Source organism: Hydrogenophaga sp. OTU3427, from assembly GCF_038440225.1.
GTDB lineage: Bacteria > Pseudomonadota > Gammaproteobacteria > Burkholderiales > Burkholderiaceae_C > Hydrogenophaga.
This window is the reverse complement of sequence record NZ_JASATI010000021.1, coordinates 57391-83402: the sequence shown is the minus strand read 5'-3', so window position 1 is coordinate 83402 and position 26012 is coordinate 57391. Positions and strand designations below refer to the sequence as shown.

Annotated in this window: 27 protein-coding genes and 1 pseudogene; 10 read left to right on the top strand and 18 right to left on the bottom strand. The window is 68.3% G+C overall.

The window, feature by feature from the left end; translation table 11 throughout:
- From AAHB17_RS13795 to apaG, 5 genes are all read right to left on the bottom strand, one after another.
- Positions 1-817: NAD(P)H-dependent flavin oxidoreductase (locus tag AAHB17_RS13795; protein ID WP_342131195.1), on the bottom strand; the 817-nt coding region annotated here is incomplete at its 3' end.
- Positions 786-2051, bottom strand: a complete 1266-nt coding sequence (locus AAHB17_RS13790) for a YbfB/YjiJ family MFS transporter (RefSeq protein WP_342131194.1) — start codon at positions 2049-2051, stop codon at positions 786-788. The genes AAHB17_RS13790 and AAHB17_RS13795, both read right to left, overlap by 32 nt.
- Before the next feature lie 9 nt (positions 2052-2060).
- A complete protein-coding gene (gene thiL / locus AAHB17_RS13785) occupies positions 2061-3026 on the bottom strand; it encodes a thiamine-phosphate kinase (protein WP_342131193.1) in 966 nt (321 codons plus the stop codon).
- Positions 3019-5058, bottom strand: coding sequence for a site-specific recombinase (locus AAHB17_RS13780; RefSeq protein WP_342131192.1), 2040 nt, complete (start codon positions 5056-5058; stop codon positions 3019-3021). Before AAHB17_RS13780 ends, thiL begins: the two co-directional genes overlap by 8 nt.
- Positions 5059-5066: 8 nt before the next feature.
- Positions 5067-5459, bottom strand: coding sequence for a Co2+/Mg2+ efflux protein ApaG (apaG, locus tag AAHB17_RS13775; protein ID WP_342131191.1), 393 nt, complete (start codon positions 5457-5459; stop codon positions 5067-5069).
- Between the two features lie 78 nt (positions 5460-5537).
- Here apaG and rpe point away from each other — a divergent pair, with 78 nt between their 5' ends.
- Positions 5538-6215, top strand: coding sequence for a ribulose-phosphate 3-epimerase (gene rpe, locus AAHB17_RS13770; RefSeq protein ID WP_342131190.1), 678 nt, complete (start codon positions 5538-5540; stop codon positions 6213-6215).
- Between the two features lie 18 nt (positions 6216-6233).
- Here rpe and AAHB17_RS13765 read toward each other — a convergent pair whose 3' ends face one another.
- From AAHB17_RS13765 to AAHB17_RS13730, 8 genes are all read right to left on the bottom strand, one after another.
- Positions 6234-7211, bottom strand: a complete 978-nt coding sequence (locus tag AAHB17_RS13765) for a tripartite tricarboxylate transporter substrate binding protein (RefSeq protein ID WP_342131189.1) — start codon at positions 7209-7211, stop codon at positions 6234-6236.
- A gap of 33 nt (positions 7212-7244) precedes the next feature.
- Positions 7245-7565, bottom strand: coding sequence for a DUF4387 domain-containing protein (locus AAHB17_RS13760; RefSeq protein WP_342131188.1), 321 nt, complete (start codon positions 7563-7565; stop codon positions 7245-7247).
- Positions 7566-7579: 14 nt separating this feature from the next.
- On the bottom strand, positions 7580-8941 hold the full coding sequence (locus tag AAHB17_RS13755; protein WP_342131187.1) for an acyclic terpene utilization AtuA family protein: 1362 nt from the start codon (positions 8939-8941) through the stop codon (positions 7580-7582).
- A gap of 168 nt (positions 8942-9109) precedes the next feature.
- Entirely contained in the window at positions 9110-10105 is a 996-nt protein-coding gene (locus AAHB17_RS13750; protein WP_342131186.1) for a sigma-54 interaction domain-containing protein, read from the bottom strand.
- Positions 10106-10140: 35 nt separating this feature from the next.
- Positions 10141-10584, bottom strand: a complete 444-nt coding sequence (locus AAHB17_RS13745; protein WP_342131185.1) for a PaaI family thioesterase — start codon at positions 10582-10584, stop codon at positions 10141-10143.
- Complete coding sequence (locus AAHB17_RS13740) at positions 10581-11261, bottom strand: transglutaminase-like domain-containing protein (protein WP_342131184.1); 681 nt, start codon at positions 11259-11261, stop codon at positions 10581-10583. The genes AAHB17_RS13745 and AAHB17_RS13740 overlap by 4 nt, the downstream gene beginning before the upstream one ends.
- Positions 11262-11329: 68 nt before the next feature.
- Complete coding sequence (locus tag AAHB17_RS13735) at positions 11330-11728, bottom strand: tautomerase family protein (RefSeq protein WP_342131183.1); 399 nt, start codon at positions 11726-11728, stop codon at positions 11330-11332.
- 15 nt (positions 11729-11743) lie between these two features.
- Positions 11744-11884, bottom strand: a complete 141-nt coding sequence (locus AAHB17_RS13730; protein WP_342131182.1) for a hypothetical protein — start codon at positions 11882-11884, stop codon at positions 11744-11746.
- 114 nt (positions 11885-11998) lie between these two features.
- Between AAHB17_RS13730 and AAHB17_RS13725 the strand changes: the two genes are divergently transcribed.
- The 7 genes from AAHB17_RS13725 (at position 11999) to AAHB17_RS13695 (ending at position 17599) form a co-directional block, all read left to right on the top strand.
- Entirely contained in the window at positions 11999-12943 is a 945-nt protein-coding gene (locus tag AAHB17_RS13725; protein ID WP_342131181.1) for a LysR family transcriptional regulator, read from the top strand.
- A complete protein-coding gene (locus AAHB17_RS13720; protein ID WP_342131180.1) occupies positions 12940-13458 on the top strand; it encodes a phosphatidylglycerophosphatase A family protein in 519 nt (172 codons plus the stop codon). The genes AAHB17_RS13725 and AAHB17_RS13720 overlap by 4 nt, the downstream gene beginning before the upstream one ends.
- Positions 13459-13469: 11 nt before the next feature.
- Positions 13470-13943, top strand: coding sequence for a CinA family protein (locus AAHB17_RS13715; protein WP_342131179.1), 474 nt, complete (start codon positions 13470-13472; stop codon positions 13941-13943).
- 42 nt (positions 13944-13985) lie between these two features.
- Positions 13986-14480: a nuclear transport factor 2 family protein gene (locus AAHB17_RS13710; RefSeq protein WP_342131178.1), complete on the top strand. Its 495-nt coding sequence runs from the start codon at positions 13986-13988 to the stop codon at positions 14478-14480.
- Positions 14477-15394: an alpha/beta fold hydrolase gene (locus AAHB17_RS13705; protein WP_342131177.1), complete on the top strand. Its 918-nt coding sequence runs from the start codon at positions 14477-14479 to the stop codon at positions 15392-15394. The genes AAHB17_RS13710 and AAHB17_RS13705 overlap by 4 nt, the downstream gene beginning before the upstream one ends.
- Positions 15391-16062 carry a glutathione S-transferase family protein gene (locus AAHB17_RS13700; RefSeq protein ID WP_342131176.1) on the top strand — a complete coding sequence of 224 codons (672 nt, stop codon included), beginning with the start codon at positions 15391-15393 and terminating at the stop codon, positions 16060-16062. The genes AAHB17_RS13705 and AAHB17_RS13700 overlap by 4 nt, the downstream gene beginning before the upstream one ends.
- A 136-nt stretch (positions 16063-16198) precedes the next feature.
- Positions 16199-17599, top strand: coding sequence for an IS1182 family transposase (locus AAHB17_RS13695; protein ID WP_342131175.1), 1401 nt, complete (start codon positions 16199-16201; stop codon positions 17597-17599).
- Positions 17600-18283: 684 nt separating this feature from the next.
- On the opposite strand, the gene AAHB17_RS13690 is transcribed toward AAHB17_RS13695, so the two are convergent.
- Entirely contained in the window at positions 18284-18493 is a 210-nt protein-coding gene (locus tag AAHB17_RS13690) for a hypothetical protein (protein ID WP_342131174.1), read from the bottom strand.
- A gap of 177 nt (positions 18494-18670) precedes the next feature.
- Here AAHB17_RS13690 and AAHB17_RS13685 point away from each other — a divergent pair.
- Positions 18671-19294 (top strand): annotated as a pseudogene (locus AAHB17_RS13685) (tyrosine-type recombinase/integrase).
- A 207-nt stretch (positions 19295-19501) separates the two neighbouring features.
- Here AAHB17_RS13685 and AAHB17_RS13680 read toward each other — a convergent pair.
- Positions 19502-20302, bottom strand: a complete 801-nt coding sequence (locus AAHB17_RS13680; protein ID WP_342131173.1) for a YecA/YgfB family protein — start codon at positions 20300-20302, stop codon at positions 19502-19504.
- An 84-nt stretch (positions 20303-20386) separates the two neighbouring features.
- Here AAHB17_RS13680 and AAHB17_RS13675 point away from each other — a divergent pair, with 84 nt between their 5' ends.
- Positions 20387-22015: an FMN-binding glutamate synthase family protein gene (locus AAHB17_RS13675; RefSeq protein WP_342131172.1), complete on the top strand. Its 1629-nt coding sequence runs from the start codon at positions 20387-20389 to the stop codon at positions 22013-22015.
- Positions 22016-22030: 15 nt separating this feature from the next.
- Here the strand turns inward: AAHB17_RS13675 and AAHB17_RS13670 are convergent, their stop codons facing one another.
- The 3 genes from AAHB17_RS13670 to AAHB17_RS13660 form a co-directional block, all read right to left on the bottom strand.
- Positions 22031-23086 carry a hypothetical protein gene (locus tag AAHB17_RS13670; RefSeq protein ID WP_342131171.1) on the bottom strand — a complete coding sequence of 352 codons (1056 nt, stop codon included), beginning with the start codon at positions 23084-23086 and terminating at the stop codon, positions 22031-22033.
- Positions 23087-23152: 66 nt separating this feature from the next.
- Positions 23153-24886: a diguanylate cyclase domain-containing protein gene (locus tag AAHB17_RS13665; RefSeq protein WP_342131170.1), complete on the bottom strand. Its 1734-nt coding sequence runs from the start codon at positions 24884-24886 to the stop codon at positions 23153-23155.
- The gene (locus AAHB17_RS13660; RefSeq protein ID WP_342131169.1) at positions 24883-25938 is read right to left on the bottom strand and encodes an extracellular solute-binding protein; all 1056 of its coding nucleotides are present in this window, start codon (positions 25936-25938) and stop codon (positions 24883-24885) included. Before AAHB17_RS13660 ends, AAHB17_RS13665 begins: the two co-directional genes overlap by 4 nt.
- Positions 25939-26012: the final 74 nt, after the last annotated feature.

Below are 26012 nucleotides of genomic sequence, written 5' to 3'. Positions count from 1 at the left end.
GGGGGGGGGGCCGCCCCCCCCCCCCCCCCCCCCCCCCCCCCGCCCGGTGCACCGGCGAGATCTGGCTCTGCGCCCCGTGCAGGTAGGCCGTGCCCACCTGCACCGCCGAGGCGCCCAGCAGCAAGGCCGCGGCCAGGCCGCGCCCGTCGGCGATGCCGCCGGCCGCGATCACCGGCACGTCCACCGCGTCGACCACCTGGGGCACCAGGGCCAGGGTGCCGGGCTGGCGGCGGATGTCGTCGCCCAGGAAGATGCCCCGGTGGCCGCCGGCCTCGGCGCCCTGGGCGATGATGGCGTGGCAGCCGTGGTCGGCCAGCCAGCGCGCCTCGTGCACCGTGGTGGCCGAGGACAGCAGCACCGCGCCGGTCGCCTTGACCCGCGCCAGCAGGCCCGCCTCGGGCAAGCCGAAATGGAAGCTCACCACCTCGGGCCGCAGGTCTTCCACCACCTCGCAGAAGGCGGCGTCGAACGGGGCGCGGTTGGACACCGGGATGGGCGCTGCCGGGTCGATCCGCAGTTCGCGGTAGTAGGGCGCCAGGCGCTCGCGCCAGGCCTGTTCGCGCGCGGCGTCGGGCTCGGGCGGCAGGTGGCAGAAGAAGTTGAGGTTGAGCGGGCCGCTGCAGGCGGCGCGGAAGGCAGCCACCTGTTCGCGCGCCTGGGCCGGCGTGAGCAGGGCGCAGGGCAGGGAACCCAGGCCACCGGCGCGCGAGACGGCGATGGCCAGCTCCACGCCCTGGGCCCCGGCCATGGGCGACTGCACGATGGGCAGCTCGATGTGCAGGAGGTCAAGCGCGCGGCGATCGGGCCAGTGGGGCATGGTGCGTCTCCTTCAGGGGGTGGAATCGGGTCAGCCAGGCCAGCAGCGCGACACCGAGCAGCAGGGCGGCTGCCGCGGCTTGCAGCCCGTGGGAAAAACCCTGGGCCACGTCCGGACTGTATTGCAGCAGCAGGGCCACCAGTGGCGGACCGATGATCTGGCCCAGGCCGTAGGCGGCGGTGATCTGGCCCATGAAGGCAGGCGCCTGCGCCGGGCGCAGCCGCCGCGCCTCCTGCATGCCAAAGAAGCTGATGGCGGTGAAGGGCAGTCCCACCAGCAGGCTGCCGAGGGCAAAACCCGCCAGGCTGGGCCACCACACGCTGAGCAGCACGCCCAGGGCCTGCGTCGCGTAACAGGCCATCAGCAGGTGGCGGCGGTCGGCGTGGGGGGGCAGCCGCGTGCTGATGAAGGCCCCCACCGCCACGCCCAGGCCCAGCAGGGGCCAGAACAGGTCCAGCCAGACCGAACCCGGGAGCGCCTGGCGGGCGATCACCGGCAGGAAGGTGGCGGTCACGATGTAGCCCAGGCCCGACAGCCCGTAGGCCAGGGTGAACAGCGCGCATTCGCCGCCGCCGTGCCGCCCAGGTGCCGGTGCCGCGCCGCCGGGGGTCGCCGCCTGCGGCACCGCCGGCCCGGTGAAGATGCGCCAGACGCCCGCGGTGAGCAGCAGAGCCAGGCCACCGAACACCCCCCAGCCCGGGGAGGCACGCCAGCCGTCCACCACCATGGCGCTGGCGGCCAGGCCGCTGAGGGCGATGCCCAGGCCCGGGCCCATGTAGATCAGTCCGCCCCAGGCCGGCTTGCCGGCCGCCGCCAGCCGCGCCAGGCACCAGCCCGAGGTCTGCACGAACACGAAGGCGCTGGCCACGCCGGCCAGGAAGCGCAGCGTGGGCCAGCTGGCCGGCCAGGGCGCCGCCATGCCCAGGGTCAGCAGCACGGTGGCCGCCAGTCCCAGCCTGACCAGGCGTGCCGGCGCCGGCATGGCCGCGCCGCCGGGCCAGCGTGCGACCAGCCAGGGCAGCAGCATGCACAGGACCGCCCCCACCAGGTAGCCGATGTAGTTGGCCGTGGCCAGCCAGCTGGCCGTCGGCAGGGTGATGACGCCGTCGTGCAGCATCATGGGCAGCAGGGGCGTGAAGGCAAAACGGCCGATGCCCATGGCCACCGCCAGCGCACACAGGCCGGCCAGGGCGATGGCCAGCGGGCGGGCCTGTGCGGTGGGGGCGGCGCTCAACGTCGGCCCTCAGGCAAAGTGGTCGAAGGCGCGCCCCTGCAAGGCCATGGGCCGGCCCTGGGTGTCCAGCACGCGCAGGCCGGGCGTGGCCTCGATCTGGCCCACCCGGGTGACGGCCACGCCGGTCCGGGCAGCGGCCTGGGCCACCGCCTCGCGCTGCGCGACCGGCGCGGTGAACACCAGTTCGTAGTCGTCGCCGCCGGTGAGGGCGTAGGCCAGCGCGAGGCTGTCGCCCTGGCCGCGCAGGTCGGTGCTGGTGGTGTGTAGCAGCGCCTCGGCCCACAGCGTGGCGCCCACGCCGCTGGCATTCAGGATGTGGCCCAGGTCGCCGGCCAGGCCATCGCTGATGTCGGCGGCGGCGTGGGCCACGCCACGCAGCGCGAGGCCCAGTGCCAGCCGGGGCGTGGGGCGTTCCATGCGGGCACGCACCCGGTTGAAGGCGGCGCCGTCGAGCGTGGCGCCGCCACGGAAGACCTCCAGCGCCAGCCGGGCATCGCCCAGCGTGCCGCTGACCCAGATGTCGTCACCCGCCCGGGCGGCGGCGCGGCGCAGGGCCTGGCCCGGCGGCACCTGGCCCATGACGGTGAGGCACAGGTTGAGCGGGCCGCGTGTGGTGTCGCCGCCCACCAGCGGGCAGCCGGCGGCGTCGCTGAGCGCGAACAGGCCCTGGGCGAAGCCGGCCAGCCAGGCTTCGTCGGCCTGCGGCAAGGCCAGCGCCAGGGTGAAGCCCAGCGGCTCGGCGCCCATGGCGGCCAGGTCGCTGAGGTTGACCGCCAACGCCTTGTGGCCCAGCGCGGCCGGGTCCACGGTGGCGAGGAAGTGCCGGCCCTCGACCAGCATGTCGGTGGACACCGCGAGTTGCTGGCCGGGCTGGGGCAACAGCAGCGCGCAGTCGTCGCCGATGCCCAGCGCCACGCCGGGCGCGGGTGGCGCGGCGCGGTCGAAGAAGCGGCGGATCAGCTCGAACTCACCCACGGGGCGGCTCCTGCGGCGCCTCGGCGCTGTCGGCGCGTGGTGGCCACAGGAAGGACAGCGGCGCGCTGCGCAGGCGGGCCCAGATCTCGTCGCGGATGCGCCGGCGGTTCACCTGGTTGATGTTCTGCGCCTTCAGCGCCAGCCGGAAGGCGAGGTAGAAACTCACCGCCAGGTTGAGCGGGCCGACCGCCACCACCGCCGCCGCGGCCCACCAGAAGGCCGGCTCGCGCAAGGCCTGCCAGCCCAGCGTGGCGGTGGCGGCGGCCACCTGGCCCGCCGACAGCGTGACGTGGCGCACCTCCAGCCCGAGGCCGAAGAAGGCCGCGAAGGCCGGGATCAGGCCCAGCATGAAGCCGAGCGAGATGTTGGAGGCGAAACCCGAGATGTTGTGGCGCATGAACTGGGCCCAGCGCCGCGCGCGCGCCACGCCCAGCGTGCGGGTGAAGCGCGGGTGGTGCGTCATGGCCGAGTCCAGCTGGTGCAGCACGAACCAGTTTTCCACCCAGCCGGCGATGATGCTGGCGGCGAACAGCAGCACGCCGGTGAAGGCCGCGAACAACACGGTCGGGCCGATCAGGTGCAGGTCGTGCAGCACGTGCCGGGCCTGTTCGGCGTTGATCATGGGCGCGCCGGTGGTGGCCACCAGCAGGCCGCAGATGAGCAGCACCACCGGCACCACCAGGCCCACGTTGCCGACGATGGCCGCCACCTGCGAGCGGAACAGGTGGGCCACCTCGTCGACGAAGCTGCGCACCGAGTCGTCGGTCTTGAGGTCGCGCAGCTTGGCCACCATGGCCGGCGCTGTGACGGCCGGCTGTTTGGTGGCCACGGTGAGGTGCAGCAGTTGCACCAGCACGAAGGAGGCGGCGTAGTTGAGGCTGGCGGCAAAACCGGCCCAGAAGGCCGACAGGCCCAGGGCGTAGAGCGCGAACTTGGCCCAGGTGGTCAGGCCGATGAGGGCGCCCCCGCCGGCGGCCTTGGCCAACATGGCCCGGTACTCGGCCATGTTGCGGGTGATGTAGTGTTCGCCGCTTTCGGCGCTGCGCTCGGCCACGCGCGCGGCCGTCAGGTGCGAGCTGGCGGCGATCAGCTGGCGGATGCTGCGGCTGTCCTGTCCCACCTGCACCAGGTCGGCCAGCAGCGCCGCGCTGGCGCGTTCGTTCTGCTCCGCCAGCAGGCAGTCGAGCAGGCTCTTGATGCGCAGCACACGCTCGCGCAGCTGGCGCAGCCGGAACACGATGCCGATCGAGATGCCATGCGCCTGCAGGTGGCTGTAAACGGTGTAGGCCGCGTGGCGGCAGTTGTCGAGCTGCTGGCGCAGGGCCAGGGCGGCGTCCTGGGTCTGCTGCTCCTGCAGGCCGTGGCTGTGCACGCAGGTGCGGAAATGCTCCAGCACCTGCGGCAGGGCGTGGAAGTTGCGGGCGCGCCGCGCCTCGTCGGACATGCGCACGCGGATCTCGGCCGCGAAGCCGGTGGCGCTGACCTGGCTGACCGCGAACACGGTGGCGTCGAGCAGGGCCTGCTGCCAGGTGCTCAGCAGCACGTGGCCGGTGGCCGCGCCCATGTCGGTGCCGGTGTCGGCCGGCAGCCTCAGCAGGCGGGCGATGCGGGCCAGCGTGTCGCTGTCCAGCGCGCGCAGCCAGTCGACGTCGAAGGCATAGGGAAACAGCAGGTCGAACAGCGAACCGATGTCGGTGGTTTCGGGAGTGGCCGGCAGCAGCTTGCGCCGCAGGCGGTGGCCCAGTTCGCTGAGGAAGGCGGTGCGCGGCGCGAAGCCGTGGTCGGCCAGCAGCGGCGTCACATCCACCGTGTGGTGGAAGTCGGTCCACCAGCGCCGCCACACCGGCAGCCAGCCGGCGCGCTGCTCGGCGGCGTCCAGCAACTGGATCACGCGCGACACACTGGCGCGCACGTCGCCGCGGTCGCCGCGCACCCAGTCCAGCACCGCGATCAGCCACAGGTGGCGTTGCGCCAGCGGCGCGTCGGGGTCCAGGCGGTCGAGCAGGGCGTGCGCGTCGGGGGATCGTTGCATGGGCGATGTCAGTGCAAGGTTCGCCCGGTGCCGCCGGACCCCAGCGCATCGAGCACGAACAACGGAATCTCCGCCTCGAAGCGCTCGCCGTCCTCGGCCACGCAGAAGTAGCTGCCGCGCATGGTGCCAGTGGTGGTGCGCAGGCGCGCGCCGCTGGTGTACTGGAAGGACTCGCCCGGTTTGAGCAGCGGCTGGTGGCCGATCACGCCCAGGCCCTTGACTTCCTCCGTGTGGCCCAGCGCGTCGTCGATCAGCCAGTGGCGCGAGATCAGCTGTGCCGGCACCTCGCCGGTGTTGGTGATCGTGATCGTGTAGGCGAAGGCGTGCACGTTCCGTTCCGGGTCGGACTGGTCGGGCAGGTACTGCGGCGACACCTCGCAGCTGAACTGGTACTTGGGCATGTTCCCATGTTACCCGCCGCACAAGGCCCCTGCCGGCCTGCGAGAATGCCGTCTCCGACCTGACCCTGCCCACCCGCCATGACCTACCGCATCGCCCCGTCCATCCTCTCGGCCGATTTCGCCCGCCTGGGCGAAGAGGTCCGCAACGTCATTGCCGCCGGCGCCGACTGGATCCATTTCGACGTGATGGACAACCACTACGTGCCCAACCTGACCTTCGGGCCCATGATCTGCCAGGCGCTCAAGCCGCACGCCCAACGGCCGGACGGCACGCCGGTGCCGATCGACGTGCACCTGATGGTCCACCCCGTGGACGCACTGGCGGGCGCCTTCATCGACGCCGGTGCCGACCTGGTGAGCTTCCACCCCGACGCCTCAAGCCACGTGCACCGCAGCGTGCAGGCCATCAAGGCCAAGGGCGCCAAGGCCGGCCTGACCTTCAACCCGGCGCAGCCGCTGGACGTGCTGGACTACCTGATCGACGACATCGACCTGATCCTGATCATGAGCGTCAACCCCGGCTTTGGCGGCCAGAGCTTCATCGACTCGGCGCTGCGCAAGATCGAGGCGGCAAAAAAGCGCATCGAGGCCTCGGGCAAGGACATCCGGCTGGAGGTGGACGGCGGCATCAAGGCCGACAACATCCGCCGCGTGGCCGACGCCGGCGCCGACACCTTCGTGGCCGGCAGCGCCATCTTCGGCAAGCCCGACTACAAAGCGGTGATCGACCAGATGCGTCTGGCCCTCAAGGCCTGAGCGACGTCGCGCGACCAGTCACTCCGCGACGATCTTCTTGTCGGTAGCGATCTGCTTCCAGCGCACCAGGTCGTCCTTGATGCGCTGAGCCACCTCGGCAGGCCCGTAGGGCGTGGGCGTGGCGCCGTCGGGCTCCAGCAAGGCGCGCACTTCGGGCGTGGCGGCGATTTCGGTGATCTCGCGGTTCAGCCGCTGTACCACGGCGGTGGGCGTGCCGGCTGGCGCCAGGATGGCGACCCAGATGTCGGCCACAAAACCCGGCGCCACCGATGCCATGGGCGGCAGGTCGGCAAAGGCCGGGCTGGGCTGCTGCGATGTCACGGCGATGGCGCGCACCTTGCCGCCCTTGATCTGAGGCGCCAGCGAGCTGTAGTTGGACACCATCATGTCGATCTGGCCGCCCGCCATGTCCATCAGTGCGTTGGCCGCGCCCTTGTAGGGTACGTGCAGCATCTGGATCCGGGCAGCGTCGCTGATCATCTCGCTGGCCAGGTGGGCGATGGAGCCGATGCCCGAACTGCCATAGGTCAGCTTGCCTGGCCGGCTGCGCGCGGCGGCCTGCAGGTCGGCCGGGGAGCGGATGGCCGTGGTGGTGCTCACCGCCACCAGCAGCGGGCCGTTGCCCACCATGGCCACCGGGGCGAAAGCGCTCAGAGGGTCGTAGGGCAGGCGGGTCTGGGTGGCGGCGGCGGTCACGAAAGTCGAGGACGTCAGCAGCAGGACCGATCCGTCGCGTGGGCTCTTGGCCACGAAGTCGGCGCCGATCACGCCGGAGGCGCCGGCCTTGTTCTCCACGATCACCGTGTTGCCCAGGCGTCGGGCCAGTCCGGGGGCGATGGCGCGGGCGATCGCGTCGTTGCTGGCACCGGGGCCGAAGGGCACGACGATCTTCATCACGGCCGGCAGCCTGGCCTCGCCGTCGCCCTGGGCCATGGCGGATACAGGCAGGCTCAACGCGGCAGCGAGCAGACTCAAGTGGGTGAGCAGTTGGCGCATGGGTGGTTTCTCCAGTTGGGCGGTGGGCGCCGTTCAGGCAGGGATCTCGATGTCGAGCAGGGGGGCGTACTGCTGCGCGCCGAAGATGTCGCCATCGCCAGCACTGCCGCTGGGCTGGAGGCGGTAGATGGTGAACTTGATGGCCAGCCCCGGGTCGTATTCGACAAAGTCGGAGATGCGCTCCGGCGCGATGCGGTAGAGCGCGGCCATGCGGTCGCGCGTGATGGCGCCCGAGCGCTTGACGCGCTCGTACTGCGCCGGCTCGCGGAAGATGATGTCGAAGGTGATCTTGTTGACGCCTGCGTTCTTGCTGCGGATCGTCTTGGCCAGATCGCTCAGTTTTTGGGTGCTCATGGGGTGCTCCAGGTTCAGATGCCGGCTTCAACGAGGTGGGTCTTGAACAACTCCATCGGGTCGTCGACCTCGACGGTGTGGTTGAGGGTCCAGCGGTAGGCGGGGCTGGCGTGCAGCACCTCGTCCAGCGGGAAAGCCACCGAGCCGGCCGTGCCCTTCACGTCGGGCAGGCGGGCATAGAACATCTGGCGCAGGCCGATCATGGTCAGCTCTTCGGCCATGGCTTGGGTGGGTGCCACGCCCTGCACCATCACGCACAGCTCGTGGCCGGGTTTGTCGCGCAAGGGTTCGAGTTCGCCCATCACGCCGTCGCGGCCGTAGACGTTGTAGTGCAGTTCGTAGCCGCTGTCGCCGAAGCGCAGGCGCGCCTGTTCGCGTGCCCAGGCGATCACGCGGTCCACGTTGGCCACGGTGTAGGGGTCGCGGATGCCGCAGATGCCCACGTAGCGCTCGCCCACCTTGCCGGCGCCTTCGAGTTTGACGCGTACCTTCACCGCCGGTTCGAAACGCGAACCGGTGATGCGGGTGGTGCGCGGGTCGATCTGCTCATAGTGGCAATGTGTCATGTCGAGCCGGCCACCGGCGAAGAACTCCTCGTAGGGGTTGGAGCGTTCGTACATGGCGTGGCCCGAGACCGAGGCGATGGTGCAACGCTGCTCGGGGTGCATGGCGGTCACTTGCACGTCCTCGTGCGAGATGGTGCCCATCACGGTCTCCTTGCCGCCATACGGCTCGGCGCAGAAGGAGGCACATTCCAGCACCTTGCCCAGGTAGTAGGCGCGGTCGGCCGCGAAGCCGTGGTGCAGCGCGGGGGCGGCGAACACGGCGGCGTCGGAGCTGCGCCCGCCGATGATGACGTCGGCGCCCTGGCGCAGCAGCTCGACATAGGGGTGCACGCCAGCCATGGCGACGATGCGGTCGGTGGCGTCGAGCTCGCTTTCGGTCAGCGTCGCGAAGCCGTCCAGGCCCAGCACCTCGCTGCCGGCGCGCATCTTGGCGCGCAGGGTCTCCTTGTCCACCTCGGAGTAGAAGTAGCCGAGTTTGAACTTTTGCAGGCCGTGCTGTTGCGCCAGCTCCCGGATGATGGCCACGTAGCGGTCCACGCGGCTGTTGGCGCCGGTGTCGCCAGCCGAGCCGATGACCATGGGCACACCCAGGCGGCGCGCCGCCAGCAGCATTTTTTCCAGGTCGCCGCGTTGCCAGGCTTCGGGGCTGGTGGAGGTGTCCGAGCCCAAGGGCACCGGGCCGACGTCGTCGCTGCCGGAGTCGGCTGCGATGTAGTCGGGGCTGGCGTTGATGCCGATCTCGAAACTTTCGGGGCGCAGCGGCGCGAAACCCAGGTGGCCGTTGGGGCAGATGATCTTGAGGTGTTGCATGCGAGTGAAGGGGTGAACCGGCCCACAGCGGGTCCGATGTCACCTCTTTCGCAGCATTTGTGCCAACCCGTGTGAAATGGAAAAGTGCTTATGAATCAAGCATCTGTCGAATCTTGTCGCCGCGCTTGCCTGGGTCTTGCGTGCAATTCACACGCCGAGGCGTGATGTTCACGCCTGGTCCGGTCCACCCATGTCGAGCCTGGCCATCTGATGCCTGAGCGCGTGGCGGCTCAGGCCCAGGCCTTGTGCCGCCACGCCCACCTGGCCACCGGCGGCCCGAAGGGCGGCGGCGATCAGCTCGCGCTGGAACCGGGCGGTGGCCTGGTGGTAGCCGCCGGGTGCGGGCGACGCCGCGACTGCCATGCCCGCGCCTGGCGCCAGCCCCACCTCGCGCAGGATGCGCTGTGGCAGGTGCGCCACCTCGATGCGCTCACCATCCTCCAGCAGGCAGATGCGCTCCAGCAGGTTCTCCAGCTCGCGCACGTTGCCCGGCCAGCGGTAGCGGCGGAAGATGTCTTCCACCTCGGGCGCGAAGTGGCGCATGCGGCTGCCATGCGAGGCGTTGTAGCTGGCCAGCGCGTGCTCGGCCAGCAGGAAAACGTCGTCGCCACGCTCGCGCAGCGGCGGGATGTTGACCGCGATCACCTGCAGCCGGTAGTACAGGTCGTCGCGGAAGTGGCCGGCATTGACCTCGCCGAGCAGGATCTTGTTGGTGGCGGCGATGAAGCGCACGTCCACGTGGATGGGCTTGACCGCGCCCACGCGCCGGAAACGCCGGTTGTCCAGCAAGGTCAGTATCTTGGCCTGCATCACCGGATCGAGCTCGCGCACCTCGTCTAGGAACAGCGTGCCGCCATTGGCCGCCTCGATCAAACCGGCCTTCTGCCCGACCGCGCCCGTGAAGGCGCCGCGCTCGTGGCCGAACAGCTCCGACTCCAGCAGCTGGGCGGGGATGGCGGCGCAGTTGATGTCGATGAACTCGGCCGCCGCGCGCGTCGACAGCTGATGGATCATGCGCGCCACCAGGCCTTTGCCGGTGCCGGTTTCGCCGTAGATCAGCACCGTCTGCGCCTTGGAGCGTGCCACGCGCGTGATCAGCTCGCGCAGCGCAGCGATGCTGGGGTGTTCGCCGATCAGGGAAAGGCCGGTGGAGGAAGGCATCATGGGCGGGCGCTGTGGCAGGGCACGCCGATTGTGGATCAGCCGGCGGCCTCGCTCTCGTAGGCCGGACCGATCTTGAACACGCCGCTGACCCGCGCGCAGGGCACACCGTCGGCGCGCACCAGGCCCTGGGCAAACACCAGCGAGCGCGTGGCGCGCAGCAGTTCGCCCTCGCCTTCCACCCACACGCCCAGCGGCGCGGGCGCGAGGTAGTCGATCTGCAGGCTGATGGTGGGCAGGAAACGCTGGCCGACCTCGGCGCTCTTGCGGTGCACGGAGACCGGCAGCAGCATGTCGCAGAAGCTGGCCATCATGCCGCCATGGCAGTTGCCCATGGGGTTGCAGTGGCGCTGTTCGACCCGAAAGCCCAGCTTGACCGTGTCACCCTGGTGCTGCAGGTAGAGCGGGCCGTTGCCACGGATGAAGTCGCCGCCGATGTCGAAGGGGCGGAAGCCCTCGGGGATGGCCGGGCCGCCGGTCATCGGGTGGTCTCGCGCTCCACGTCCTGCTGGAAGCTGGCCGCGTGCATCTGCTGGTGCTCGCGCAGCAGCGTGGGGTAGACCACCTTGAAGTCGGCCACGATGTCGGTCAGCGGCATGTCGTCGAAGGCGCCACGCTGGTTCACGTACTCCATGTGGCGGTTGCCGGCCTTGTCGAAGGGGTGGTAGATCGAGTCGTGGCGGCCGTCAAAGTCCAGCGGCAGCAGGCCGAAGCGCTCGCACAGTTCGATGTTGAAGGCCGGCGTGGCCTTGACCCACTGGCCGTCGAGCCAGATGTCGGTGTAGCCGTGCCAGATGAACATGTCGGTGTCCATGGTCTGGCGCATGCGCTCGGTGCTCAGGTGGTTGCGCACGTCGGCGTAGCCCACGCGCGCCGGGATGCCCATCGCGCGGCAGGCCGCCGCCAGCAGCGCGGCCTTGGGCACACACCAGCCGTAGCCCTTGTCGAGCACGCTGCTGGCACGCATGTGCTCGGGCGCGAGGTCGATGCGGTAGGGGTCGTAGCGGAAGCCGTCGCGCACCGCGAGGTACAGCGCCACGGCGCGTTCTTGCGTGTCGGCGCCCTGGGCGTGTTGTTGTGCGAAGGCGATCACGCCGGGGTGGTCGCTGTCGATCAGGGCGGTGGCCGCGAGCGCGGCCGGGGTCGGTGGTGTGGTCATGTGGGCGGGTCTCCTGCTCACAGTGTGGCAGGGCCGGGGCCGTGGCGCTTGTCACCCCGGTGGCATCCCTACAGCACGGCCTGGGGACGGGCCTGCCGCCGTGCGGCCTGGGTCTTGCCCTGGTAGCCCCAGGCACGCCCATCCACGTCGTCCACCACCACGTAGCTGGCGGCCGCCATCGGGCCGAGCAGGGATTCCAGCGTGGCGTGCACCTGAGCGATGTAGCGGGCCTTTTCGTCGGCGGTGTTGGTGCCCTCGGTGACCTTGATGTCGAGCTGGTAGCTCTGCCCCGCCAGCGCCGTGCCGCCCACGAACCACTGGCCGGGCGGCACCGGGGTGATGGCCAGGGCGGTGAGTTCGCGGCGCTTGCCCAGCAGCTCGACCGTGAGATCGGTGAGGGCCTGGGCCACGGCGGCCCGGCGGTCGGCCGGGGGTGTGTGGCTGAGCGCGAGATGCAGATAGGGCATGGTGCGTCTCCGGGGTCAGGCCATTCGGCGCAGGGCCCGGCGCAGCAGCCGGCCGAGGGCGTCCCAGGCCTGGTCGATGGCGGCGCGCCGCAGGCGGTTGGCCTGGTGGCGTGTCGAGGCGAAGTAGTCGGTCGGGGATGGGGTGCTGGGGGACATGGCAAGCTCCTGGGTGGGTATGGCTTCCACTTTATTGATGTGGGCAACGGACGGAAACGGCCTGAAACGCAGAATGGCTTTGCAAATTTTGCAAAGCCAAAGAGAATGCCCACCATGAAACTCGATCTGGACGAGGCCGCCCTCTTCCTGCGCGTGGCCGAGCTGGGCAGCCTGTCGGCGGCCGCGCGCGAGCGCCATGCGCCGGCCAGCGGGGTCTCGCGCGCCCTGGCCCGGCTGGAGGCGCAGTGTGGCGTGCGCCTGATGCACCGCACCACCCACGGCCTGAGCCTCACCGACGAGGGCGACACCTTTGCCGCCCACGCGCGCCGGTTGCTGGACACGCGCGACGAGCTGGCGGCGGCCTTCCGGCACAAGCGCGCCGGCCCCAGCGGCTGGGTGCGCCTGAGCGTGAGCCCCGGCCTGGCCGAGAACGTCATCGTGCCCAGCCTGCCCTCGTTGTACGAGGCCCACCCGCAGCTGCAGGTGGAGGTGCTGGCCGACGACCGCATGGTCGACATGGCGCGCGAGGGGGTGGACATCGCCATCCGCACCGGCAGCGCCCACGGCGACAACCTGGTGGCGCGCCAGATCGCCCAGCATGGCCGGCAGCTGTGTGCCGCGTCGGCCTACCTGGCGCGTTTTGGCACGCCGCGCCACCCCGACGAGCTGGCGCGGCACCGCCTGATCACCAACAGCGCCAGCCCGGCCATGAACCGCTGGCCCTGGGCGGCGGGGCGTTCGCCCGACGGCGCGCCGGCCTACCTGGCGCGTGGCCACACGCGCACCGACAACTCGGCCATGCTGCTGTCGCTCACCCTGGCCGGGGTCGGCATCGGCCGGCTCAACGACATCTACACCGGCGGCCACATCGCCCGCGGCGCGCTGGTGCCGCTGCTCGACGACTGGTTCGACCGCAGCCGCGTGCCCATCTACGCCGTCATGCTGGCCGAGCGCCACCGCCTGCCCAAGGTGCGCGCCTGCACCGAGCACTGGGCCCGGTGGCTCTCGGGCGAGGTGGCGGGCCAGGTGCCGCGTGGCGCCGATAATCCGGCCCCATGACGCCCGCTTTCCCTCCCCTCGTGCGCCCCGACCTGCGCTTCCTGCTGGCGCACCCGGCGCATTTCATCGCGCTGGGCGCCGGCTCGGGCCTGAGCCGCAAGGCCCCCGGCACCGTGGGCACGCTGTGGGGTTGGGCGGCCTTCCTGCTGCTGCAGACCTTCTGGCAACCGACCGACGTCCAGTGGGCCGCCACCCTGGTCTTGGCGACGCTGGGCGGCTGGTGGGCCGCCGAGGTGACCGCCCTGCACATGGGCGTGGCCGACCCGGGCCACATCGTCATCGACGAGATCGTCGCCATCTGGCTGGTGCTGTGGCTGGCCATGCCCATGGGCCTGTGGGGCCAGGCAGCGGCCTTTGGTCTGTTCCGCTTCTTCGATGCGGTCAAGCCGCAGCCGGTGCGCTGGGCCGACCAGCTGTTCAAGGGCTTCGGCGCCCGTGGCGCCTGGGGCATCATGTTCGACGACCTCGTGGCGGCCTTCTGCACGCTGCTGGTGATCGCACTGTGGCGCTTCTGACCCCACCGCCCATGGACACCCCCAACCTCTGCGCCCGACTGGCCGATGTGCTGCGCGCACGTGGCCTGATGCTGGCCACGGCCGAAAGCTGCACCGGCGGGCTGATTGCTGGCGCCTGCACCGAACTCAGTGGGTCCAGCGACTGGTTCGAGCGCGGCTTCGTCACCTATTCCAACGCCGCCAAGACCGAGCTGCTCGGTGTTCCCGCCCCACTGATCGACGCCTTTGGTGCGGTCAGCGAGCCGGTCGCCCGCGCCATGGCCGAGGGCGCGGTGGCGCGGTCGCCAGCCCAGCTGTCGGTCGCGGTCACCGGCGTCGCCGGTCCCACCGGCGGCAGTGCCGACAAGCCGGTCGGCACGGTCTGGTTCGGCTGGTGCGTGCACGGCGTCACCCACAGCGAACACCGGCGCTTTGACGGCGACCGCGCCGCCGTGCGCGCCGCCACGGTGCAGCACGCGCTGGCCGGCCTGCTGGCGCGGCTGTAGGATGGCCGGGCGCAGGCCGTGTCGAGCTTGCGAGGAGTGGCCATGCATCCCAACGAGCAGACGATCCAGCGCTTCTACGAGGCATTCGCCCGCCTGGACGCCGAGACCATGGCCGCGTGTTACGCGCCCGACGTGGTGTTCGAGGACGAAGTCTTCCAGCTCAAGGGCCAACACGAGGCCGGTGGCATGTGGCGCATGTTGTGCGCGGCCACCCGGGCCAAAGGTCGCGACGACTGGCGCCTGGAAGTCAGCGGCGTTGTGGCCGATGCCCGCAGCGGCCAGGCGCACTGGGACGCGCATTACCGCTTCAGCGCCACCAACCGCCTGGTGCTCAATCGCATCGATGCGCGTTTCGAGTTCAACGCGCAAGGGCTGATCTGCCGCCACCGCGACCGCTTCGACTTCTGGGCATGGTCGCGCCAGGCGCTGGGTGCGCCCGGTTGGCTGCTGGGCTGGATGCCCTGGTTCCGGCGCAAGGTGGGTGCCCAGGCCCGGGCCAACCTCGACAAGTTCCTCGCGCTGCCAGGCCAGCCATGAACACCCTCGACTGGACCGGGTTCGAGGCCCGCGACGTGCAGGTCAACGGCGTCACACAACACCTGCGCCTGAGCGCCGACTGGGACAGCGGGCGGCCGGTCCTGGTGCTGCTGCACGGCTTTCCGCAGACCCACGTGATGTGGCGGCGCGTGGCGCAAGCCCTGCGCCCCCACTTCCGCCTGGTGCTGCCCGATCTGCGCGGCTACGGCGACTCGAGCCGCCTGCCCGGCACGCCCGACCACGCCCAGGCCAGCAAACGCGCCATGGCGGCCGACGTGGTGGCGGTGATGGACACGCTGGGTGTGGACCGTTTCCTGTTGTGTGGGCACGATCGCGGCGGGCGCGTGGCGCACCGGCTGGCGCTGGACCACCCGGCGCGGGTCCAGCGCCTGTGTGTGATCGACATCGCGCCCACCCTGGACATGTACGCCGCCACCGACATGGCGTTTGCCCGCGCCTACTACCACTGGTTCCACCTGATCCAGCCCGCTCCCCTGCCCGAAACCATGATCGGCGGCAGCGCCCTGCCCTACCTGCACGCCAAGCTCGGCGGCTGGGGTGCGGGCGGCCTGGGCCACATCGAAGCCGGGGCGCTGGCCGAGTACGAGCGTTGCTTCTGCCGGCCCGAGGCCATCCACAGCGCCTGCGAGGACTACCGCGCCAGCGCCGGCATCGACCTCGAACACGACCGCACCAGCCGCGAGCGCGGTGAGCGCATCGCCTGCGACACGCTGGTGCTGTGGGGCGCCAAGGGCGTGGTGCAGCGCCTGTTCGATCCGCTGGCCCTGTGGCGGGCGCAGTGTGGCGCCACGGTCAGCGGTTGGGCCATGGACGCCGGCCACTTCATCCCCGAGGAAGGGCCCGAGGCCACCGCCGCCGAACTGCTCGCCTTTTTTGGAAAGACCAACCCATGATCGTTGTCCACCATCTCAACCACTCGCGGTCGCAGCGTGTGTTGTGGCTGCTCGAGGAGCTGGGCGTGCACTACCGCATCCAGCGCTACGAGCGCGACCCCAAGACCATGCTGGCGCCGCCCGAGCTGCAGAAGGTGCATCCCCTGGGCAAGTCACCGGTGATCACCGACGGCAAGCTCACCTTGGCCGAGTCGGGCGCCATCATCGAGTACCTGGTGGAGCGCTATGGCGAAGGCGCCCTGGCCCCCGCAGTGGGCACGCCCGAACGCCTGCGCTACCGCTACTGGCTGCACTACGCCGAAGGCTCGCTGATGTCGCCGCTGCTGATGAAGCTGGTGTTCGACCAGGTGGAGAAAGCACCCATGCCCTTCTTCGCCAAGCCCATCGCCAAAGCCATCTCGGCCAAGGTCAAGGGCGCCTTCGTGAGCCCCAACATCGAGCGCCATCTCGACTACCTGGAGGCCGAGCTGAAGGACGCCGACTGGTTTGCCGGCGATACCTTCAGCGCCGCCGACGTGCAGATGAGTTTCCCGCTCGAAGCCGCCGCTGCCCGCGCCGGCCTCGACAACAGCCGCCCGCGCCTGATGGACTGGCTGGAGCGCATCCACGCGCGCCCGGCTTACCACCGGGCGCTGGAAAAGGGCGGGCCGTTTGAGATTCTGGGGTGAGGCGGGCTGCCAGCTGCGGCTTGGTGCAAGGCGGTGCTGTTTGGCTGGAATAGGCTAATTCTGTTGAAAAACACTGATTTTTGAGTTGTCTGGCCCGTGACTTGCATGCGGTTTCTCCTTGACGGAGGTGCAAACCATGATGGGTCACACGGCGAACCAGGATCAGCTCTTCTATGCCTTCAACTTGGAAGAGCACATCCCATCCGACCATTTGCTGAGGGGCATCAACCAGTTCCTCGACCTCAGCACTTTGCGCGAACATCTTGCGCCGTTCTACAGCCACACAGGACGGCCATCCATCGATCCCGAACTGATGATCCGAATGCTGGTCATTGGGTATTGCTTCGGCATCCGCTCCGAGCGCAGACTATGCGAGGAGGTGCATCTGAATCTGGCCTATCGGTGGTTCTGCCGGCTCGGACTGGAAGACAAAATCCCCAATCACTCCACCTTCTCAAAGAACCGCCACGGCCGGTTCCGCGAGAGCGAAGCCTTCCGTCATGTGTTTGAAGTCGTTCTGGGTCGATGCATGACCGAGGGACTGGTTCGTGGTGAAGGCTTCGCCGTGGATGCCAGCGTCATCAAGGCCGATGCCAATCGGGCCAACGTGACAACGCCTGAAGATCCCAAGGATTGGCCGGGAGGCGACAAGCCAAGTCGTGCGGTACGCGAGTACCTTGCAGCGCTGGAAGATACCAATCCGGTCTCAAGCGATACGGTCCCCATAGCCAACCCCAGAACAGTTTCTCTTTCGGACCCACAAGCCAGATACACCGCAGCGCCAGGTGGCCCCGCCTTCTTTGCCTACTCCACCAACTATCTCATCGATCTGGAGGCGGGAATCATCGTGGATGTCGAAGCCACGCAGGCGCATCGCACGCTGGAGGTGGAAGCCACCAAGGCCATGGTGCAACGTGTGCAAGACCGATTCGGTATCAAACCCAGTCGACTGGTGGGCGATACCGCTTATGGCACAGCGCCGATGCTTGATTGGATGGTCAACGATAAAGGGATTGCACCGCACGTCAGGGTCTGGGACAGAACCCAGCGCAAGGACGAGACCCTGTCGAGCAGCGAGTTTCTTTGGAATGAGACCGCCAATGAGTACCGTTGCCCGGAAGGTAAGCCGTTGAAGTCGAACTGGCGGCGGTTCAAGAATCCACGCGACCATGTGACACAGGCGGACACCATCGTGTATCGGGCCAGCTCGCTTGACTGCAGCAATTGCTCGCGCAAACTGGAGTGCTGTCCCAATACCCCGCATCGCAAGATCGCTCGCAGTATCTATGAGGGTGCTCGTGACGTTGCTCGACAGATTGCACAAACAGATGAGTTCAAGCAATCGAGCAAACAGCGCAAGAAGGTTGAGATGCTCTTCGCCCATCTCAAGCGCATCCTCAAGCTCGACCGACTGCGGCTGCGCGGCTTGGCAGGTGCACGCGACGAGTTCATCTTGGCGGCCACGGCGCAGAACCTGCGAAGAATGGCCAAGTGGCTGCCACTTGCAACGGGCATGCAGGCGGCGATAGCGAGGTAAAGGGGATCAAGTGGAGGGATAGTCGCCAAAAGCGTGCGACCCAACAAACAAAATCATCCTCACTGACAGAAAACGACGACCCGACCGGGGCGTCGAAACGAGTTTTTCAACAAAATTGGCTGATTGCCGCCGCCCGGCAACGGCTGGTCCAATGACCCCTGCGCGACAAACCGGTCCTTGAATCAGACGGCACCTGATGAATTCATCGATGAACTTGGGCTAGGATGTCAGGCATCGGCCAAAAGCGGACATTGATCGCACCTTTGTACATGCAACTTTTGAGCATCGTCTCGGCCCAGCTAATCGAGTACGGACTTTTCGGGGTCCTTCTGTCAATGCCGCCTGCTCTCTTGCTAACTCTAGGCTTAAAAAAGAGAAATCGAGCCGCAATAGGCGTCAGTGGCGCCTGTCTCGTTTCTCTCTCCGCCGTTGGTTTAGGTATCGTGTTGGAAGGACTCATCACGGGAAAAGGGCTTGCTCTAACTCGCTCCACGCTGATGGTCGAACGTGTCGAGCAGCCTATCTTCTTTTGGGTGTCCACTGCAGCGTTTGGCGGGGGTGCCATTGCGATTGCCGGACTAGGTTTCTATTGCCTGTGGAAAGCCGTCTCGACCGGCAGAATGGCCCCATTGGGGAAGAAATCGACAGAGCCGGGTTAGGTCCGCTAAGGGCCCGAAGCAGACGTCACCAGAATATCCACCAAGGAGTACGCTCCAGGCACTCATCACTCGCGTACAGAAGATAGAGCGCCAGCGCAGCCTGTATCAAAAAGATGAAGACGCCAACGCCTGCGCTGCCCTCCATCCAGCAAACCCACCAGAAAACGCCGCCAATACCGAGGCAGGCGAGAGCTCCTAGCGTTCGTCCGGTGCGAGTAATCTTCTGCTTCTGCATTGAATCGATGTCCGCATTTGGCCGATATTCGACATCGTAGCCTATTCAGCCGCAGTTCAAAGGAGTCATTGACTGCCGGATGCGGAGGGTATTTCCGTGGCTCAGGCATGGTGAGCCTGACCGAAGTTGTTGAATTGAGCGCAGTCTGCTGGTCCCTCAACTCAATAGGAGATCATCATGGAATCCGCTGGAAACCAAATCCATCGTGAGCCATGGAATAGGGGAAAGCTTGTTGGGCAGAAAGCGCCCTTTAAGCTGAAAGACATTTGGGCGCTGCGCGTTCGCCTCCAGATGGAAGGTCGCGTTCGCGAGTTGGCGCTCTTCAACCTGGGCATTGATAGCAAGCTCCGCGGCTGTGACCTTGTTGCGCTCAAGGTCTGAGACGTGTGCCACGGTGATCAGGTGGCAACACGTGCCATCGTGATGCAGATCAAGACTCAACGGCCAGTTCAGTTTGAGATCACGGCCGCCACGCGGGATGCGCTACAGGCATGGATCAAGCACGCGAAATTGCAGTCGGAGGACTTCCTGTTCCCGAGCCGGCTTCACGAGTCTCCCCATCTAGGAACTCGGCAGTACGCCAGGATTCTGGGGAATTGGGTTGAGGAGTTGGGATTGGACCGGGCCGACTACGGAACCCACTCTATGCGGAGAACCAAAGCCACTCTGATCTATCGTCGCACAAAGAACCTCCGGGCGGTTCAATTACTCCTGGGCCACGCAAAGTTGGAGTCAACGGTGCGTTACCTTGGTATCGACGTCGATGACGCACTTGAAATCTCTGAGCAAACTGAGATTTGACAGAGTCGACTGTCATCGTTGGTGAAACCCGCCGGGGCTCATTGTGTCAGCGGCAGCTAAGCAGCAGTTACTGACCGGCCGAGCCTCGGCAACAAGAGGCAGCACCCGCTGCATCCCCGCCACCCGAACATCCCCCAATAAGCATCGCAGCGGGTCGAGACAAGGCGGCAACCCCAAAGCCCCACCCCGCCTAAGCCCAGGCCAACTTCACCCCGCCCCGTGGCACTTCTTGTACTTCTTGCCGCTGCCACACGGGCAAGGGTCGTTGCGGCCGGGTTCGGCCTCCTTGCGCACGGTCTCCACGCGTGGGCCGGTGTTGCGCCAGATCTCGGCCAGGTCGTAGACCGCCCAGATGCCTTCGCCGAACTGGTTGATGCGGTCCTCGCTCACGCTGGGCGGGCCGTCTTCCTTGTACATGGACACGGTGGGCTCGCCGGTGTCGTCCTCGCTCAGGGCCACGATGGTTTCCAGCGATTCGTCCAGCCATTTGGCGGCGTCGCGGTCGCGCGGCGGCGCCCATTCCTCGGGCCAGTTCTCCACCGCGAACATGAAGCCGAGCGCCCACACCTGGCCGAAGCTGGGCAGCGGGTCGTCGCCCATGGCGGCGCGCTCCTCTTCGCTCAGGCAGGCCACGGCGCCGCGGATGTCCACCACCTCGGGCGAGTAGGCGCGTTCGTCGTCCAGCGACTCCACCGGTGTCGCCAGCGCTTGCGCCACCTCGTTCCAGCGCCGGGTCCACAGCGTCATGAACTGGGTGAACTGCGCCTGGTCCTGGAACAGGCCGCTGGTTGAAATGCCGCCATCCTCGCCGTCGCCGAACAGCACGGGGAAGTATTCGCTGGGCATGATGGCCCGGCGGCAGCAGATCAGCGCGGCGATGAAGCCTTCGCAGAATTCCCATTGCGGAATCTCGTCATGGCGTTCGCGCAGGTCGTCGAGGATGCCGTCCAGGGCGTCGAAATCGTCGGGATGCATGGCGGTGGCGCTGGCGGAGGTATCGGTGTTCATCGCGGCGTGTCGGTCGGTAACGGGGCACCGAGTGTACGGCGATCGGGCCTTATGATGGCCGCCAACCGACCGCAGGAGCGCGCCATGCTGGACAAACTCAATGCCATCTACCCGGTGCGCTACACCGCCTTGGCGCTGTGTGTGGTGTGCGCGCTGCTGAGCCTGTTCACGCTGATCGCGTTCCGGGTCGGGTTCTGGGCGCTGCTCGTGTTCGGCGGGCTGTCGGTGGTGGGCGTGCGCGACCTGCGCCAGACCTACAGCGCGGTGCGGCGCAACTACCCCGTGATTGGCAACCTGCGCTTCATGCTGGAGAAGATCCGGCCCGAGATGCGGCAGTACTTCATCGAGAGCGACACCGAAGCCACGCCCTTCTCGCGCTCGCAGCGCAGCCTGGCCTATGCGCGCGCCAAGGGCGAGACCGACAAACGGCCCTTTGGCACCCAGCTCGATGTCAAGGCCGACGGCCACGAGTGGCTCAACCACGCCATGATGCCCAGCCGCGTGGACAGCCACGACTTCCGGCTCACCATCGGCGGGCCTGCCTGTGCCCAGCCCTACGAAGCCAGCCTGTTCAACATCTCGGCCATGAGCTTTGGCGCCCTCAGCGCCAACGCCATCCAGTCGCTCAATGCGGGCGCGAAAAAGGGCCGCTTCGCCCACGACACCGGCGAAGGCTCGATCTCGGCCTGGCACCGCGTGCACGGCGGCGACCTGATCTGGGAGATCGGCTCGGGCTACTTTGGCTGCCGCAACGACGACGGCAGCTTCAACGAGGCGAAATTCCGGGCCAACGCGCTCGACCCCCAGGTGCGCATGATCGAGCTCAAGCTCAGCCAGGGCGCCAAACCGGGCCACGGCGGCGTCTTGCCGGGCGCCAAGGTCACGGCCGAGATCGCCGCCGCGCGGGGCGTGCCCGAAGGGCAGGACTGCGTCTCACCGGCCGCGCACAGCGCTTTTGCCACACCGCTGGAGATGATGAGCTTCATCGCCCGCCTGCGGACCCTGAGCGAAGGCAAGCCGGTGGGTTTCAAGTTCTGCGTCGGTCACCCCTGGGAGTGGTTTGGCTTGGTCAAGGCCATGCTGCAGACCGGCATCACGCCGGACTTCATCGTCGTCGACGGCGCCGAAGGCGGCACCGGGGCGGCGCCGCTGGAGTTCACCGACCACGTGGGCGCGCCGCTGCAGGAAGGCCTGCTGCTGGTGCACAACACGCTGGTTGGTGTGAACCTGCGCGACCGCATCAAGATCGGTTGTGGCGGCAAGGTGGTCAGCGCCTTCGACATCGCCCGCGCCATGGCGCTGGGGGCCGACTGGTGCAACAGCGCGCGCGGCTTCATGTTCGCGCTGGGCTGCATACAGGCCCAGGCCTGCCACACCGGCCACTGCCCCACGGGCGTGACCACACAGGACCCGGTGCGCCAGCAGGCGCTGGACGTCGGCAACAAGACCACGCGGGTGTTCAACTTCCACCAGAACACGCTGAAAGCCTTGCAGGAGCTGGTGCAGGCGGCCGGCCTGCAACACCCCAGCGACATCACCGCCCACCACATCGTGCGCCGGGTCAACGAGAACGACGTTCGCCTGCTGTCCAACCTGCTGCCCCAGGTGCGCCCCGGTGCCCTGCTGCAGGACAGCACCGAGGGCCAGCACCGGGTGTTCACCGATTTCTGGGCCCCGGCGCGGGCGGACCGCTTTGGCATGGGGCCGGCCTGAGAGGCGGCCTGAGGTTCACACCGCCAGGTCGATCTGCTGCAGCGCGCCGGCCGCGCCGTCCTCGCGCAGGTAGACGCCGGTGCTGCGCACCTCGGCCAGGGTCTGGTTCTGGGCATCGCGCACCGAGAAGGGGCTGGCCACGCGGCCCAGGTAGAGGGCGCCGACCTGGGCCTCTTGCAGCCCGCGCAGGAGGTCCTGTCCCTGGGCGTCCTTCTGCCACACCTGCAAACGTGCGAAGGCGGGGTCGTTCTCGTCGATCCAGCCATTGTCGTCCTTGTCCAGCGCGGCCAGATCGGCGAAGCCATCGCCGCTGAGCGCGCCGAACAGCTCGCGGCCGTTGTCCACCCTGCCGTTGCCGTTGTGGTCCAGCACCAGGAAGCCGCTGCCGGCACCGACAAAGCCGAGGTTCTCGGTCCGGCCATCGGCGTCGAGATCGAAGTCGAAGCGCAGGTCGGACAGTTCACCCGCCGGGCCGTCGAAATGGATGACCAGCGGGTCCTTCAGCAGCGCGTCGCCCGCGCGCAGCGACACGCTGCTGGTCTGCAGGTATTCGCGGTGCATCTCCAGCGAGAGGGCAAACGCGATCTCGCGGCCGTCACGGGTGTGCACCACGCCTTCGACCTGCACCTGGGTGTGCTGTGCCTCGTACCGGGTTTCCGTGCGGTCGTAGCGCAGCCCCCAGCCGGCGCGCTGGGGCTGGCCGGCCGTATCGGCGGGGCGCTGGGCACGGGCCTGCAGGTCCTCGGCATGGAAGGTCCGCACCTTGCGCCCGGTGATCAGCTCGACCAGCCGGATCAGCGGTTCGAGCTTGGGGTCGGTGGCCACCGGCTCGCCCTGGTCCTGGGGGGCTGCGGGGGCCGGGGCCGGCAGTGCCTGTGCCGCCTGCGACAGCTGCGTCACCACGGACGAGCGTGACCAGGCCAGCGAGGCCGAGGCGCTGTCCGCCCGGCTGTTGCGGCTCAGATCGAGCGACGTGTTGCCACGCCACACCCGCAGGTGTTCCTGCACTTCCCGGTGGTTCACCTGGGCCTGCTGGCTGTGCAGCGACACAGAGGCGCTTTCGATCTTCATGGTGGGGTCGAGATCGGCGCCGTGGCGCCCGACTTGAGGCCACGCCGACGAGCGGCGGGTCCGTGCTCAAGTGGGGAGCGTGTGCACCGGCTGCGCGATGCGGTAGGTGTTGCGCCCGGCGGTCTTGGCGCGGTACATGGCCTGGTCGGCCGCGGCCAGCAGGTCGACGGCGCTGTGGGCGTGGTCGGGGTAGATCGCGATGCCGATGCTGCAGCCCAGTTCCAGCCGCTGGTGTTCGAAGTCCACCGGTTCGCGCAGACCGTCGAGCAGCTTGGCGGCGATGGCGTCGAGCTGTTCGTCGGTGGCTGGCGCACCCAGCACCACCACAAACTCGTCGCCGCCGATGCGCGCCACCGTGTCCACCTCGCGCAGCATGGCCTTCAGGCGCCGCGCCACCGCCTGCAGCACGGCGTCGCCAGCGTCATGGCCGACGTTGTCGTTGATGAGCTTGAAGCGGTCGAGGTCGATGAACAGCACACAGACCCGCTGCGGGAAACGGCGCGCCTGTGCCAACGCCAGGTCCAGCCGTTCCTGGAACTTGCGCCGGTTGGGCAGTCCGGTCAGCGGGTCGTGCTGGGCCAGGTGTTCGAGTTCGTCCTGGTTGTCGCGCAACTCGCTGATCTGCTCGTTGATCTGCACGCGCATGTCGCGGAAGGTGCGCGCCAGCGCGCCGATCTCGTCGCGGCGTTCGGTGGGCAGTTCGCCCGGCGGCAGCCCGCTGGCCACCTGTTGCGCGGCGCGGTTGATGGCGTTGATGGGGCGGGTCAGCGCGCGGCCCATCCACAGCGCGACCAGGCCGCTGGCCACGCACAGGACGCCGACGATCTGCAGCACCAGCCAGCCCAGGCGGTCGGAGGCCGCCAGCACCTCGTCCAGCGGTTGCGCCAGGCCCAGCAGCACGCGGGTTTCGTCGGACACCGTGACCACGCCCTGGGACAGGAAGGCGGCGACCACCGGCAGCTCGGCGTGGGCGCCCTGGCGGGCGTCGAACACGGCCTGGTTCAATTCGCCCCGGACCATGGCGGCGGTGGCCGGGAACTCGTCCTGGATCAGCACCCGCCGGCCCTTGTCGAAGCCGAAGGTCTTGTCCGGGTCGGGGTGGATGAGGATGTCGCCCTCGCTGTTGGCGAAGAACAGCCGGAAGTTCTCCGGCAGGTCCTGGGCCAGCAGGTCGAACATGCCCTTCACGTCCAGGTTGATCACCACCACGCCCCGGTTGCGGCCCTGCGAGCCCACCACCGGCATGGCCAGCTGCAGGGTCGGGCGGCCGTCGCCGAGGTCGGTGTGGCCGTCGTGGCTGGTGCTCAGGCGCGACATGTAGGTGTGGCCGGCCGGCAGCTTCAGCGTTTCGGACACGTAGTCGAAATGCCCCTTTTCCTGCAGGTCTTCCAGGTCGACCGGAGCCGGACCGACAGGGCCGCGGTCGACCCGCACCCGCTCCAGGCCATAGCCCACGGCGTCGATCAGGCGAACCTGCTGGTAGGCCGGCTGCACCTGCATCAGCAGTGAGAAGAGTTCGCTCAGCTGCGCGACCTGCTGGGCGGTGGAGGGGCCGGGATTCTCCAGCACCGCCAGCGTGGCCGGGTGCTGCGCCAGCACCATCAGGTTGCGCGAGGCCTCCTCCCGGTTGAGGGTGATGCGACGTGCCAGCACCTGTGTGGAAGTCAGCAGCTTGTCCTTGGCCGCCTCGACCAGCATGCTGCGGCTGACCTGAAAGGCGTTGTAGCCGGTGATGCCGGCGGCCAGCATGCCCACCAAGGCCAGCAGCACGCCGAGCTTGGTGGCAATGCCAAACCTCATGCGGCCAGCACCTTGGCCGCCCGGTCACCGGCCAGGACACGCCGCCACAGCCGGGTGCGCCGCTCCGGGTCTTCCACCGGCTCCAGCCACAGCAGGCGATCGTCGGGGCGGTGGAAGGGCGACGGCGTGGTGGTGTTGGCCAGGCCTTGCCGGCCCAGCAGCACCCCGCCCGGGCCGGGTTCCAGCAGGTAGTTGATCCATTGCATGGCCAGCGCCGGGTTGCGCGCGCCGGCGGTCAAGGCCCAGCAGTCCAGCCAGGCCAGGGCGCCCTCCTGGGGCACGCTGTAGCCCACGCTCAGGCCAGCGGCCTTGAGCAGCTGCACCTGTTGCGAGCCGTAGTTGGCCAGCATCAGGGCCGTCCCGCGCGATTTGAACAGCCGCACCGACTCCTCGGGCGAGCCATAGAAGCCGAGCACATTGCGCCGCAGTCCGATGACCCGGTCCACCACGCGCGGCCAGTCGTTGGCGCCGATCTGGAACGGCGAGGGCAGGCCCAGCGACAGCGCGGACAGCGAAATGTTGTGGGCGCCACCGTTGTGGCACAGGACCTTGCCTCGCCACTGGGGATCCCACAGCGCCTGCAGCGAGGTGGGCGCCTGGGACAGCTGGCGCCGGTCGTGGATCAGCCCCATCTCGGCGTAGGTGTAGGGGATGGCGTAGGCCTGGCCACCATGCACCAGGCCGGCGATGGTGTCCAGCTCGCGAAACCGTGGCAACTGGTCGGCCCGGCGCGGGATGGCCGACGGATCCAGCGGGGTCACCAGCCCGGCCGCGATGTAGCGCTGCAGTTCGGCCGTGTTGACGGCAAAGATGTCGAAATCGCGCCCCTGGCGGGCGCTGACGCGTTGCCACAGGGCGTCGTCGGTGTCGACCAGGGTCAGCTCGATCTCGGCCTGCATGCGTTGCTCGAAGGCCTGCACCACGTCCGGGTCGGCGTAGCCGGGCCAGGCCAGCACCCGCAGCTTGCGGTGGTTGTCGGCCAGGGCCGCCATGGGCACAGCCGCGGCGGTGCCCAGCACCACACGCCTGCTGATCGCTGCGCCTTGTTTCATGTTTCACATTTTTTCACATAATTAGTGAGCAATGTGTGGCGCTTGGGCGCCGTTCAAATGAAACAGTTGGTATC

Bases quoted from the DNA above. Each gene is read 5' to 3' on its own strand.
- AAHB17_RS13780 (WP_342131192.1), bottom strand. From the start codon at position 5,058: ATGCAACGATCCCCCGACGCGCACGCCCTGCTCGACCGCCTGGACCCC.
- apaG (WP_342131191.1), bottom strand. From the start codon at position 5,459: ATGCCCAAGTACCAGTTCAGCTGCGAGGTGTCGCCGCAGTACCTGCCC.
- rpe (WP_342131190.1), top strand. From the start codon at position 5,538: ATGACCTACCGCATCGCCCCGTCCATCCTCTCGGCCGATTTCGCCCGC.
- AAHB17_RS13765 (WP_342131189.1), bottom strand. From the start codon at position 7,211: ATGCGCCAACTGCTCACCCACTTGAGTCTGCTCGCTGCCGCGTTGAGC.
- AAHB17_RS13760 (WP_342131188.1), bottom strand. From the start codon at position 7,565: ATGAGCACCCAAAAACTGAGCGATCTGGCCAAGACGATCCGCAGCAAG.
- AAHB17_RS13755 (WP_342131187.1), bottom strand. From the start codon at position 8,941: ATGCAACACCTCAAGATCATCTGCCCCAACGGCCACCTGGGTTTCGCG.
- AAHB17_RS13750 (WP_342131186.1), bottom strand. From the start codon at position 10,105: ATGATGCCTTCCTCCACCGGCCTTTCCCTGATCGGCGAACACCCCAGC.
- AAHB17_RS13745 (WP_342131185.1), bottom strand. From the start codon at position 10,584: ATGACCGGCGGCCCGGCCATCCCCGAGGGCTTCCGCCCCTTCGACATC.
- AAHB17_RS13740 (WP_342131184.1), bottom strand. From the start codon at position 11,261: ATGACCACACCACCGACCCCGGCCGCGCTCGCGGCCACCGCCCTGATC.
- AAHB17_RS13735 (WP_342131183.1), bottom strand. From the start codon at position 11,728: ATGCCCTATCTGCATCTCGCGCTCAGCCACACACCCCCGGCCGACCGC.
- AAHB17_RS13730 (WP_342131182.1), bottom strand. From the start codon at position 11,884: ATGTCCCCCAGCACCCCATCCCCGACCGACTACTTCGCCTCGACACGC.
- AAHB17_RS13725 (WP_342131181.1), top strand. From the start codon at position 11,999: ATGAAACTCGATCTGGACGAGGCCGCCCTCTTCCTGCGCGTGGCCGAG.
- AAHB17_RS13720 (WP_342131180.1), top strand. From the start codon at position 12,940: ATGACGCCCGCTTTCCCTCCCCTCGTGCGCCCCGACCTGCGCTTCCTG.
- AAHB17_RS13715 (WP_342131179.1), top strand. From the start codon at position 13,470: ATGGACACCCCCAACCTCTGCGCCCGACTGGCCGATGTGCTGCGCGCA.
- AAHB17_RS13710 (WP_342131178.1), top strand. From the start codon at position 13,986: ATGCATCCCAACGAGCAGACGATCCAGCGCTTCTACGAGGCATTCGCC.
- AAHB17_RS13705 (WP_342131177.1), top strand. From the start codon at position 14,477: ATGAACACCCTCGACTGGACCGGGTTCGAGGCCCGCGACGTGCAGGTC.
- AAHB17_RS13700 (WP_342131176.1), top strand. From the start codon at position 15,391: ATGATCGTTGTCCACCATCTCAACCACTCGCGGTCGCAGCGTGTGTTG.
- AAHB17_RS13695 (WP_342131175.1), top strand. From the start codon at position 16,199: ATGATGGGTCACACGGCGAACCAGGATCAGCTCTTCTATGCCTTCAAC.
- AAHB17_RS13690 (WP_342131174.1), bottom strand. From the start codon at position 18,493: ATGCAGAAGCAGAAGATTACTCGCACCGGACGAACGCTAGGAGCTCTC.
- AAHB17_RS13680 (WP_342131173.1), bottom strand. From the start codon at position 20,302: ATGAACACCGATACCTCCGCCAGCGCCACCGCCATGCATCCCGACGAT.
- AAHB17_RS13675 (WP_342131172.1), top strand. From the start codon at position 20,387: ATGCTGGACAAACTCAATGCCATCTACCCGGTGCGCTACACCGCCTTG.
- AAHB17_RS13670 (WP_342131171.1), bottom strand. From the start codon at position 23,086: ATGAAGATCGAAAGCGCCTCTGTGTCGCTGCACAGCCAGCAGGCCCAG.
- AAHB17_RS13665 (WP_342131170.1), bottom strand. From the start codon at position 24,886: ATGAGGTTTGGCATTGCCACCAAGCTCGGCGTGCTGCTGGCCTTGGTG.
- AAHB17_RS13660 (WP_342131169.1), bottom strand. From the start codon at position 25,938: ATGAAACAAGGCGCAGCGATCAGCAGGCGTGTGGTGCTGGGCACCGCC.